Here is a 12,717-nt window from a genome sequence, read left to right as displayed (position 1 = left end):
CCGTATTTGCTGAACTGAATACGGGTTACGGACGGTGCTAAAAAGATAGTTATTCCTAGAACTGACAGTTCTTCGTCATAACTCCTATTTTAGCTTTGTCCGCTTGACGCCCTTAATATCTTATAAATGCCAAAACGTACTGATATTCAAAAAATTATGGTGATTGGTTCTGGTCCGATTATTATTGGTCAGGCTGCTGAGTTTGACTATGCTGGGACTCAGGCTTGCTTGTCTTTGAAAGAGGAAGGGTATGAGGTTGTCTTAGTAAACTCAAACCCTGCAACTATCATGACTGATAAGGAAATTGCAGACAAGGTTTATATCGAACCGATTACACTTGAGTTTGTGACTCGTATTCTCCGTAAAGAACGTCCAGATGCCTTGCTTCCAACACTTGGTGGGCAAACAGGGCTTAACATGGCTATGGAATTGTCTAAAAATGGCATTCTTGATGAATTGGGAGTAGAACTTCTTGGGACTAAATTGTCTGCCATCGACCAAGCTGAAGACCGCGATCTCTTTAAACAATTGATGGAAGAATTGAATCAACCGATTCCAGAATCTGAAATTGTTAACACTGTGGAAGAAGCCGTTGCCTTTGCAGCGACAATTGGCTACCCAGTGATCGTCCGTCCAGCCTTTACCCTAGGTGGTACTGGTGGTGGTATGTGTGCCAACGAGGAAGAACTGCGTGAAATCGCTGAAAATGGGTTGAAGCTGTCACCTGTTACTCAATGTTTGATTGAGCGTTCGATTGCTGGTTTTAAGGAAATCGAGTATGAGGTTATGCGTGACTCGGCTGACAATGCCCTTGTTGTATGTAACATGGAAAACTTTGACCCAGTCGGGATTCATACAGGGGATTCCATCGTATTTGCCCCAGCGCAAACCATGTCAGACTATGAAAACCAAATGCTTCGTGATGCCAGCTTGAGCATCATTCGTGCCCTCAAGATTGAAGGTGGATGTAATGTTCAGCTAGCACTTGATCCACATAGCTTTAAGTACTATGTTATCGAAGTAAATCCTCGTGTATCTCGTTCGTCAGCTCTTGCCTCTAAGGCAACAGGTTACCCAATCGCCAAATTGGCTGCCAAGATTGCGGTAGGGTTGACCTTGGATGAAGTTATTAACCCAGTTACAGGTTCAACTTATGCCATGTTTGAGCCAGCCCTTGACTACGTGGTTGCCAAAATTCCGCGCTTCCCATTTGACAAGTTTGAAAAGGGTGAACGCCGTCTTGGTACTCAGATGAAGGCGACTGGAGAAGTTATGGCCATCGGTCGAAACATCGAGGAATCTCTCCTTAAAGCTTGTCGCTCTCTAGAAATTGGTGTCCATCATAATGAAATGTCTGAGCTTGCAGATGTTTCAGATGATGCCTTGATTGAAAAGGTTGTTAAGGCTCAAGATGACCGTCTCTTCTACGTATCAGAAGCCATTCGTCGTGGTTATACACCTGAGGAAATTGCTGAGCTTACAAAAATTGATATCTTTTATCTGGATAAACTCTTGCATATCTTTGAAATTGAGCAAGAATTAGGCTCACATCCACAAGATCTTGAAGTTTTGAAAACTGCAAAATTGAATGGTTTTTCAGACCGTAAGATTGCTGAACTCTGGAATACTACAGCTGATCAAGTTCGCCAACTACGTTTGGAAAACAAGATTGTCCCAGTTTACAAGATGGTTGATACTTGTGCGGCAGAATTTGAATCAGAAACTCCTTACTTCTATTCAACCTATGGCTGGGAAAATGAGTCTATCAAGTCTGATAAAGAATCTGTACTGGTTCTAGGTTCTGGTCCAATCCGTATCGGTCAAGGGGTTGAGTTTGACTACGCAACCGTTCACTCTGTTAAGGCTATTCAGGCTGCTGGCTACGAAGCCATCATCATGAACTCAAACCCAGAAACCGTTTCAACCGACTTCTCTGTATCGGATAAACTTTACTTTGAACCATTGACATTTGAAGATGTCATGAATGTTATTGACCTTGAGCAACCAAAAGGCGTTATCGTTCAGTTTGGTGGTCAAACAGCTATTAACCTTGCAGAGCCATTGGCTAAGGCAGGTGTAACTATCCTTGGTACGCAGGTTGCTGACCTAGACCGTGCCGAAGACCGTGACCTCTTCGAACAAGCTCTTAAAGACTTGGATATTCCGCAACCTCCTGGACAGACTGCAACAAACGAAGAAGAAGCAGTGCTTGCAGCTCGCAAGATTGGTTTCCCAGTCCTTGTTCGTCCTTCTTATGTCTTGGGTGGACGTGCCATGGAAATCGTTGAGAATGAAGATGATCTTCGTTCTTACATGCGTACAGCTGTTAAGGCTAGTCCAGACCATCCAGTTCTTGTTGACTCTTATATCGTTGGGCAAGAGTGTGAAGTCGATGCCATCTCAGACGGAAAAAATGTCCTCATCCCAGGTATTATGGAACATATCGAACGTGCTGGTGTCCACTCAGGTGACTCCATGGCTGTTTATCCTCCACAAACCTTGTCTCAAAAGGTGCAAGAAACTATTGCGGACTACACAAAACGTCTAGCAATCGGTCTTAACTGTCTTGGTATGATGAACATCCAGTTTGTCATCAAGGATGAAAAAGTCTACGTCATCGAAGTTAACCCTCGTGCAAGTCGTACCGTACCATTCCTATCAAAAGTAACCAATATCCCGATGGCACAGGTTGCAACTAAGCTGATTCTTGGTCAAAGTCTTGAAGAACTTGGTTACCAAGATGGACTTTACCCAGAAAGCAGTCGTGTTCATATCAAAGCGCCAGTCTTCTCCTTTACCAAGCTCGCGAAAGTAGACAGCTTGCTCGGTCCTGAAATGAAGTCAACAGGGGAAGTTATGGGTTCTGATACGACTCTTGAAAAAGCTCTCTACAAGGCCTTTGAAGCTTCTTATCTTCACTTGCCAACCTTTGGGAATGTTGTCTTTACTATCGCTGACGATGCCAAGGAAGAAGCCTTGGACTTGGCTCGTCGTTTCCAAAATATTGGCTACGGTATCCTTGCGACTCAAGGAACAGCAGCTTTCTTTAAAAATCATGGCTTGGAGGCTCAACCTGTAGGTAAGATAGGTGACGATGAACATGATATCCCAAGCTTTGTCCGTAAAGGGAAAATTCAAGCCATTATCAACACGGTTGGTACCAAGCGAACTGCTGATGAAGATGGTGAACAAATCCGCCGTTCAGCTATCGAACATGGTGTACCACTCTTTACAGCCCTAGATACAGCGGATGCTATGCTTAAGGTACTTGAAAGCCGTAGCTTCGTTACAGAAGCAATTTAGTTTCTTGGTAAATGATCTAAGTAGCTTTTTATCCAGCGTCAGAAGGCGCTGGTTTTTCCTCTTTTATAGAGAAATCGAGTTAGAAAAAATAGTAACAGTTCATCATTAAATGTCAAAGTTTATTAATAGATTTATCATTAACGTTAAGTGAGTAGACTTATTCTGACTTTCCCTAAAATTTTATTGAATTTTATGATATAATAGTGGCAAATTGAGAAAATGAGCAAGTATTTTCATAAGTCCTTTCAAAAAATCTCTTAACTTCTGGATATTAATTTGTGATCTCGGTTTCTCAATATTAGAATAGTAGGAAAAGACAAGATTAGAAAGAGGTAAGTATCTATGTCTTCTCATAAAAAAGTTTCACTCTCTGAGATTAATCAGTCTATTGATACTCCAAATAATAATCATTTCTGGCAAAATTTAAAGGCTTTTTTAGGTCCCGGTGCTCTTGTAGCAGTTGGTTATATGGATCCAGGAAACTGGATTACCAGCGTAGTCGGTGGTGCTTCCTATAAGTATAGTCTTTTGTTTGTTATCTTGATCTCATCTCTCATTGCCATGCAGCTTCAGCAGATGGCAGGAAAACTTGGGATTGTAACCCAGATGGATCTGGCTCAAGCAACGGCTCATCATTCACCTAAATGGCTTCGTTATAGCTTATGGGTGATTTTGGAATTGGCCCTGATGGCGACAGACCTGGCAGAAGTACTAGGCTCAGCCATTGCCCTTAATCTTCTCTTTAAGATTCCGATTATGATAGCCATCCTCTTGACGGTTTTGGATGTTTTTCTCTTACTGCTCTTGATGAAATTTGGCTTTAAGAAAATCGAAGCTATCGTTACAACACTGATTTTAACGATTCTAGCAATCTTTACCTATCTAGTAGCTTTGTCACATCCAAGTTTCCAAGGAATCGTTGAAGGTTATCTGCCAAATGCAACCTTATTTGAGAGTCCTCTGCCTGGACATGAAAGTCAATTAACTTTGGCGCTGGGGATTGTGGGTGCGACCGTTATGCCCCACAACCTCTATTTACATTCGTCCTTGTCTCAGACTCGGAAAGTCAATCATAAGGACAAGAATGATGTTCGAAAAGCCGTGCGCTTTATGACCTGGGATTCTAATCTCCAGTTATCCTTGGCCTTTGTGGTTAACTCCCTTCTTTTGATATTAGGGGCGGCTCTCTTTTTCGGACATGCATCTGAGATTTCTGCCTTCTCTCAAATGTATAATGCCTTGCAGGATTCAACTATTGCGGGAGCTATAGCCAGCTCAACCTTATCAACCTTGTTTGCCTTGGCCCTATTAGCCAGTGGTCAGAATTCAACTATTACAGGTACCTTGACAGGACAAATCGTTATGGAAGGTTTCTTACATATGCGATTGCCCCAGTGGTTTATTCGTTTGGCGACTCGTCTCTTTGCCTTGTTGCCTGTTATGATAGTAGCGGTTCTGTTCGGTCATCAAGAAAAAACCTTGGATCAGTTATTGGTTTATTCACAGGTCTTTCTTTCTATCGCTCTTCCATTTTCAATTTTCCCCTTGATTTATCTAACCTCAAAAAAATCACTGATGGGAGAATTTACCAATGCTAAGTGGAATACCATCCTTGGTTATATTGTTTCCATTATCTTGACCATCCTCAATGTGAAATTGCTGTTTGATATTTTTTAAGACCTTTTAACATGAAGTAGAAAAAAATCACCCGAGAGTTAACTCTTGGGTGATTTTTTGCAATTCAAATCTTTGATAGACGAAAATCCATTTTAAAAAGCTGCATGAAGATGCAGCTACACTATAGCAACGGAAGACATGGGATTCGAACCCACGCACGCTTTCACACGCCTACCGCGTTTCCAACACGGCCTCTTAAGCCTCTTGAGTAATCTTCCAATACTTACTAAAATAGTTTATCATAAAGGGAATTATCTTGCAAATAAAATTCAAACAATTGACAAAATGATAGAAAATGAAAGAAAGTGACAAAAAGTGCTTGACTTTGATTTTTTTTGTGGTAGAATGATTATTGTAATCGTTAACAGGAGGTGAGTAAGTGCTAAAAACCGAGAGAAAAAAATTGATTTTAGAGGAGCTGGGCAAACATAAAGTCGTTTCTCTAGAGAAATTAGTAGGTTTGTTAGACACGTCAGAATCAACGGTTAGACGAGATTTAGATGAATTGGAATCGGAAAATAAACTTCGCCGAGTTCATGGAGGAGCAGAGTTGCCTCACTCCTTGCAAGAAGAAGAAACCATTCAAGAAAAATCTATCAAAAACCTTCAAGAGAAAAAATTGATTGCGCAGAAAGCAGCTTCCCTCATCAAAGAAAAAGATGTTATCTTTGTGGATGCAGGAAGTACGACAGCCTTTCTCATTAAGGAATTGGAGCGAAAAGACATTACTGTTGTAACCAACTCCATTCACCATGCGGTCCAATTAGTGGATAAGCAAATCCCAACAGTTATTATTGGCGGTGGGGTTAAGATGACGACTGATGCCAGCATCGGTGGTGTCGCGCTTAATCAGATTAACCAATTACACTTTGACCGTGCCTTTATCGGAATGAATGGTGTGGACGAAGGTTATTATACAACTCCAGATATGGAGGAGGGAGCTGTCAAGCGTGCTATCTTAGAAAATGCCAAACAAACTTATATTTTGGCGGATTCGTCTAAGGTTGGTCAGTCTTGTTTCGCTAAGGTCGCGCCTATAAAACGAGCAATTGTTATTACAAGCAAGGGTCACGAACTCTTGCCAGCTATCAAAGAAAAAACGGAGGTTATCGAAGTATGATTTATACAGTCACGCTAAATCCATCTATTGACTACATTGTTCGTCTGGATAAAGTGGAAGTTGGTAGTGTTAATCGTATGGATAGTGATGATAAGTTTGCTGGTGGTAAGGGAATCAATGTTAGCCGTGTCTTGAAACGCTTGGATATTCCAAATACAGCGACAGGCTTTATCGGAGGTTTTACTGGTAAATTTATCACAGATACTTTAGCTGAAGAACAAATTGAAACGCGATTTGTTCAAGTAGCAGAAGATACGCGTATTAACGTCAAGATTAAAGCGGATCAAGAAACTGAAATCAACGGAACTGGTCCTACTGTTGAACCAGAACAGCTTGAAGAATTAAAAACTATTCTTTCAAGTCTGACAGCAGAAGATACAGTGGTATTTGCTGGTTCCAGCGCTAAAAACTTAGGCAATGTCATCTATAAGGATTTGATTGCCTTGACTCGTCAAACGGGTGCTCAAGTGGTCTGTGACTTTGAAGGTCAGACCTTGATTGATAGTTTGGATTATCAACCACTTTTGGTCAAACCAAATAATCATGAACTTGGAGCTATCTTTGGAGTCAAGCTCGAAAGTTTAGATGAGATTGAAAAATACGCTCGAGAATTGCTGGCTAAAGGTGCTCAAAACGTTATCATCTCTATGGCTGGTGACGGTGCCCTTCTGGTAACATCAGAGGGAGCCTACTTTGCTAAACCAATCAAGGGAACAGTGAAAAACTCAGTGGGAGCTGGTGACTCTATGGTTGCTGGATTTACTGGTGAGTTTGTCAAATCAAAAGACGCAGTAGAAGCCTTCAAATGGGGTGTGGCTTGTGGAACAGCAACGACATTTTCAGATGACTTGGCGACTGCAGCATTTATTAAAGAAACTTATGAAAAAGTTGAGGTAGAAAAAAGATGAAAATTCAGGATTTATTGAGAAAAGATGTCATGTTGCTTGATTTGCAAGCAACTGAAAAAACAGCAGCTATCGAAGAAATGATTCATAGCTTGGTTGAACACGGATACGTGACAGATTTTGAAACCTTTAAAGAAGGAATCTTGGCGCGTGAAGCTTTGACTTCTACAGGTTTGGGTGATGGTATCGCAATGCCTCACAGCAAGAATGCTGCTGTAAAAGAAGCAACTGTTCTCTTTGCTAAGTCAAACAAGGGTGTTGACTACGAAAGTTTAGATGGACAACCAACTGACCTCTTCTTTATGATTGCTGCTCCAGAAGGTGCCAATGATACTCACTTGGCTGCCTTGGCAGAATTGTCTCAATACTTGATGAAAGACGGATTTGCTGACAAACTTCGTCAAGCGACATCAGCTGATCAAGTCATCGAACTCTTTGATCAAGCATCAGAAAAAGCTGAGGAACCAGCTCAGACTCCTGCAAATGCCTCTGATGACTTTATCGTTGCTGTAACTGCATGTACAACAGGGATTGCCCATACTTACATGGCTCAAGAAGCTCTTCAAAAAGTGGCTGCTGAAATGGGTGTTGGTATCAAGGTTGAAACTAATGGTGCCAGCGGTGTTGGTAACCAATTGACAGCAGAAGATATCCGTAAGGCTAAAGCTGTTATTATCGCAGCAGATAAGGCAGTTGAAATGGATCGTTTCGATGGTAAACCATTGGTAAATCGTCCAGTTGCAGATGGTATTCGTAAGACAGAAGAGTTGATCAACTTGGCTCTTTCTGGAAATGCTGAAGTTTATCATGCTGCTAACGGAGCAAAAGCTTCAACAGCGTCTAACGAAAAACAAAGTCTAGGTGGTGCCTTCTACAAACACTTGATGAGTGGTGTATCACAAATGTTGCCATTCGTTATTGGTGGTGGTATCATGATTGCCCTCGCCTTCTTGATTGATGGTGCTTTGGGGGTTCCAAATGAGAGCCTTGGAAATCTTGGTTCTTACCATGAACTCGCTTCTATGTTCATGAAAATTGGTGGTTCAGCCTTCGGTTTGATGCTTCCAGTATTTGCTGGATATGTTGCTTACTCAATCGCTGAAAAACCAGGTTTGGTAGCCGGTTTCGTAGCTGGAGCTATCGCTAAAGAAGGTTATGCTTTTGGTAAAATCCCATACGCTCAGGGTGGTGAAGCAACTTCAGCTCTTGCAGGAGTATCATCAGGTTTCCTTGGAGCTCTTGTTGGTGGATTTATCGCTGGTGCTTTGGTACTCTTGGTTAAGAAATACGTGAAGGTTCCACGTTCACTTGAAGGTGCTAAATCAATCCTTCTCTTGCCACTTCTTGGAACAGTCTTGACAGGATTTGTCATGCTAGCTGTTAACATCCCAATGGCAGCAATCAACACTGCTATGAACGACTTCCTTGGCGGTCTTGGAGGTGGATCAGCTGTCCTCCTTGGTATCGTTCTTGGAGGTATGATGGCTGTCGATATGGGTGGACCTGTCAATAAAGCAGCTTATGTTTTTGGTACTGGTACTCTTGCAGCAACAGTGTCAACAGGTGGTTCAGTAGCGATGGCAGCGGTTATGGCTGGAGGAATGGTTCCACCACTTGCAATCTTTGTCGCAACTCTTCTTTTCAAAGATAAATTTACTAAAGAAGAACGCAACTCTGGTTTGACTAACATCGTTATGGGCTTGTCATTCATCACTGAAGGAGCGATTCCATTTGGTGCGGCTGACCCAGCTCGTGCTATCCCAAGCTTTATCCTTGGTTCAGCAGTGGCAGGTGGACTTGTTGGTCTTGCAGGTATCAAACTGATGGCACCTCACGGAGGAATCTTCGTTATCGCACTCACAACAAATGCCCTTCTTTACCTTGTCTTTGTCTTGATTGGAGCACTTGTTAGTGGTGTAGTTTATGGTTACCTTCGTAAACCATTAGAAAAATAATTACAAATACATTCAAATGACTGAACACGAAAGTGGACAGTCATTTTTTGATAATGGAGTTAGGGAGACAGGTCTTTAAAGTGATATAATAGAGGTAAATCGTTGAGAATTTAATACTCAATGAAAATCAAAGAGCAAACTAGGAAGCTAGCCGCAAGCTGTACTTGAGTACGGTAAGGCGACGCTGACGTGGTTTGAATTTGATTTTCGAAGAGTATAAATGACAGAATGCTAAAGTTCTACAAATACCTTTGAGGAGATAAGTGTCATGAATGATTCTAGAAAAGAAGAAATCGACAAACGAGAGAAATCTGAGATCTCTTGCCAAAATCTTGCAAAAGAAGAGTTAAAAGAGACCTATGCCAGCTTGGTGGAGGAGAATTTCCCTGATTCTAAACGAATTCATTTTATAGCTGATTTAGGTAGGAGCCCAGAAATTGCCTTTCTTTTTGAGCTCATTTGCAACGATTGGGAGGAAGGAACTGACCTGAATTTTGAAGCGAGTTTTGACCAGCATGGGCAGGCGGGAATCGATTATCTTTTAGAAACTCTCAATCAAGAGGAAGTGGAGAGTCAACGCGTTTTGATTGTATATCTTCTAGCGAAAATCCTCTCCAAAGCAAGACATAGAGATTTTTATGCGTTTTCTTGCGAGCAAGTACTTCCTGTTCTAATCTCTCTTTTACCTAGTTCAGAAGCTTCGAATCGTAGAAAGCTAATCATTGCTCTAGGTTGGATTGGTTCAATAAGTGAGATAGAAATCTTAGGACAACATCTCTTGACTGACCAAGATGCACTTTGTCGTGCCTGGTCTGCCAGTAGTCTAATGCAATTATCTTTTCATCAAGTAAAAAAAGAAATCTTAATGGAAAAAACGAAGGATTTGTTTTGTGAAGCAATTACAGAAGAAAAGGACTTACAGGCTTGCGCTCTGATTGTAGAAGCAGGCCAGGTATTGTTTGGGAAAAAATGGATCCCTACATCTGCTGTAGAGAAGTTGGAAATCGAAAAGATTGAGAAAGCAAGAAAATCAGCAATTAGATTTTTAAAGAAATAGTGAGACAAGGTTGTTGAAAAATCATATAGAAAAGAAAGTGCAGAAATATCAACGAAAAATGATTGTATCTAGTAGATTCAGCCATTTTTTTGATTTTTCTAGATGTTTCTGAAATATGGTATAATAGAAGCATGGCAAACAAGAATACAAGTAAAACAAGACGGAGACCGTCAAAAGCTGAATTAGAAAGAAAGCAAGCTATCCAACGGATGTTAATTTCCTTAGTCATAGCTTTTTGCTTAATGTTCGCTGCTCTTAGATTAGGAGCAGTTGGACTCACCCTCTATAACCTCATTCGTCTATTAGTAGGAAGTCTGGCCTATCTGGTCATCTTTGTCGTTCTAGTCTATCTTTTTTTCTTCAAATGGATTCGGAAGCAAGAAGGTTTAATCTCAGGTTTTCTTTGCATTTTTTCAGGCTTATTGTTGATTTTTGAAGCTTATCTTGTATGGAAATATGGCTTAGAGCAGGCTGTCTTTAAGGGGACTTTAGCCCAAGTTTTGACAGATTTGACAGGCTTTCGTGTGACTAGCTTTGCTGGAGGAGGGCTTCTAGGTGTTGCCCTTTATATTCCAGTCGCCTTTCTCTTTTCAAATATTGGTACTTATTTTATCGGAGCCATCTTAATCTTGATCGGAGCTCTTCTAGTCAGTCCCTGGTCTGTCTATGATGTTGCTGATTTTCTTGGAGCACGTTTTGCACTTTGGATGGAGCGACGCGAGCAGAAGAAACAGGAACGTTTTATCAAACGAGAAGAAGAAAAAGCTCGTAAGGAAGCAGAGGAACAGGAAAGACTAGAAAAGGAACAAGCAGAACAAGCCTTGTTGGATATACCTCCTGTTGATATGGAAACTGGCGAGATTTTAGAAGCTCCCCCTGTTCATTTTGATGATTTACCACCTCTGCCTGAGGAAGAATGGGTAGAACCTGAAATTATTCTCCCCCAAGCAGACTATGAAGTTCCTAGCGAAGTTGACATTCAAGAAGATGATGAGTTCTTAGAGGATGAGGATGTTGAGGTAGATTTTTTTGCTAAAAAAGCTTTGGAATACAAACTTCCAAGCTTGCAACTTTTTGCACCCGATAAGCCAAAAGACCAGTCCAAGGAAAAGAAAATCGTTCGCGAAAATATCAAGATTTTGGAAGAAACCTTTGCAAGTTTCGGTATTAAGGTAACGGTTGAACGTGCTGAGATTGGTCCATCAGTTACTAAGTACGAAGTCAAGCCAGCCGTTGGTGTGCGGGTCAATCGCATTTCCAATCTAGCAGATGACTTGGCTCTGGCCTTGGCTGCAAAAGATGTCCGTATCGAAGCTCCAATTCCTGGGAAATCCTTAGTCGGGATTGAAGTGCCTAACTCAGAGATAGCGACAGTCTCCTTCCGAGAGCTCTGGGAACAATCGCAAACTAAACCTGAAAATCTGCTAGAAATTCCCCTTGGGAAAGCAGTTAACGGAACAGCTCGTAGTTTTGACCTAGCCAAAATGCCTCACTTGCTAGTGGCTGGTTCGACAGGTTCTGGTAAATCTGTTGCAGTCAATGGTATCATTGCAAGTATTCTCATGAAGGCGCGTCCAGACCAAGTCAAGTTTATGATGGTGGATCCGAAGATGGTTGAGTTGTCAGTCTATAATGATATTCCTCACCTCTTGATTCCAGTTGTGACGAATCCTCGTAAGGCCAGCAAGGCCCTTCAAAAAGTCGTGGATGAGATGGAAAATCGCTATGAACTCTTTGCCAAAATTGGCGTTCGTAATATTGCTGGTTTCAATGCTAAGGTAGAGGAATTCAACGCTCAATCTGAGTACAAACAAGTACCTCTTCCTTTGATTGTTGTGATTGTCGATGAGTTGGCGGACCTCATGATGGTGGCCAGCAAGGAAGTAGAAGATGCTATTATCCGTCTTGGACAGAAGGCGCGTGCAGCTGGTATTCATATGATTCTTGCGACGCAGCGTCCGTCGGTTGATGTTATCTCTGGTCTGATTAAGGCTAATGTACCGTCTCGTGTGGCCTTTGCTGTTTCATCAGGAACGGATTCTCGAACTATCTTAGATGAAAATGGTGCTGAGAAACTTCTGGGTCGAGGGGACATGCTCTTTAAACCAATCGATGAAAACCACCCTGTTCGTCTGCAAGGCTCCTTTATCTCGGATGATGATGTTGAGCGTATTGTTAGCTTTATCAAGGCTCAAGCAGATGCTGACTATGATGAAAGCTTTGATCCTGGAGAGGTTTCTGAGACAGAAGGTGAGTCTGTCTCAGGAGATGAAGGTGGAGATCCGCTATTTGAAGAAGCTAAGGCTCTGGTCATTGAAACTCAAAAAGCGAGCGCATCCATGATTCAACGTAGATTATCAGTTGGTTTTAACCGAGCAACTCGCTTGATGGAAGAATTAGAGATGGCTGGAGTTATAGGACCTGCAGAAGGAACGAAGCCACGAAAGGTTTTACAACAATAAAAAACGAAAAAATAGTATAAAAATGCATGGAAACTTTATTGAAAAGTTAGTCAAAAATGGTCTAACTTTTTAGATAGAGTTTCCTTTTTTAAAGCGATTTCTTTAGAAATAAGGCCATCTGAAAATCGATTCAGACTTGCCAACTAATTGGATTTTACTTTTACTAGTTTTACCTATTAAAGTATTGATTTTTTAAACTGTTTTTGATATATTAAGTTGGTATAGAAAAAATTATATG

7 protein-coding genes and 1 tRNA gene are annotated in these 12,717 nt (G+C 41.4%); 7 read left to right on the top strand and 1 reads right to left on the bottom strand.

The annotated features are described in order from the left end of the window. The first annotated feature begins 126 nt into the window (after positions 1 to 126). Together carB and ACESOD_RS02425 are read left to right on the top strand one after the other, a co-directional pair. Positions 127 to 3,303, top strand: coding sequence for a carbamoyl-phosphate synthase large subunit (gene carB, locus ACESOD_RS02430; protein WP_373093786.1), 3,177 nt, complete (start codon positions 127 to 129; stop codon positions 3,301 to 3,303). A gap of 342 nt (positions 3,304 to 3,645) precedes the next feature. Further along, the gene (locus ACESOD_RS02425; protein ID WP_373093784.1) at positions 3,646 to 4,980 is read left to right on the top strand and encodes an Nramp family divalent metal transporter; all 1,335 of its coding nucleotides are present in this window, start codon (positions 3,646 to 3,648) and stop codon (positions 4,978 to 4,980) included. Positions 4,981 to 5,110: 130 nt separating this feature from the next. Here ACESOD_RS02425 and ACESOD_RS02420 read toward each other — a convergent pair. Continuing rightward, positions 5,111 to 5,198, bottom strand: a tRNA-Ser gene (locus tag ACESOD_RS02420). Positions 5,199 to 5,359: 161 nt separating this feature from the next. Here ACESOD_RS02420 and ACESOD_RS02415 point away from each other — a divergent pair. From ACESOD_RS02415 to ACESOD_RS02395, 5 genes are all read left to right on the top strand, one after another. Further along, positions 5,360 to 6,100 carry a DeoR/GlpR family DNA-binding transcription regulator gene (locus ACESOD_RS02415; protein WP_373093782.1) on the top strand — a complete coding sequence of 247 codons (741 nt, stop codon included), beginning with the start codon at positions 5,360 to 5,362 and terminating at the stop codon, positions 6,098 to 6,100. Continuing rightward, a complete protein-coding gene (gene pfkB / locus ACESOD_RS02410; protein WP_373093780.1) occupies positions 6,097 to 7,008 on the top strand; it encodes a 1-phosphofructokinase in 912 nt (303 codons plus the stop codon). The genes ACESOD_RS02415 and pfkB overlap by 4 nt, the downstream gene beginning before the upstream one ends. Next, complete coding sequence (locus ACESOD_RS02405; RefSeq protein ID WP_373093778.1) at positions 7,005 to 8,960, top strand: PTS fructose transporter subunit IIABC; 1,956 nt, start codon at positions 7,005 to 7,007, stop codon at positions 8,958 to 8,960. Before pfkB ends, ACESOD_RS02405 begins: the two co-directional genes overlap by 4 nt. 268 nt (positions 8,961 to 9,228) lie before the next feature. Continuing rightward, positions 9,229 to 10,017, top strand: a complete 789-nt coding sequence (locus ACESOD_RS02400) for a HEAT repeat domain-containing protein (protein ID WP_373093776.1) — start codon at positions 9,229 to 9,231, stop codon at positions 10,015 to 10,017. 131 nt (positions 10,018 to 10,148) lie between these two features. Then, on the top strand, positions 10,149 to 12,479 hold the full coding sequence (locus tag ACESOD_RS02395) for a DNA translocase FtsK (RefSeq protein WP_373093774.1): 2,331 nt from the start codon (positions 10,149 to 10,151) through the stop codon (positions 12,477 to 12,479). Positions 12,480 to 12,717: the final 238 nt, after the last annotated feature.

The sequence above is a fragment of the Streptococcus oralis genome (assembly GCF_964238205.1).
In the GTDB taxonomy this organism is placed as follows: Bacteria; Bacillota; Bacilli; order Lactobacillales; family Streptococcaceae; genus Streptococcus; species Streptococcus oralis_CZ.
The sequence above is the reverse complement of the archived record's forward strand: the minus strand, read 5'-3'. Positions and strand labels throughout refer to the sequence as shown.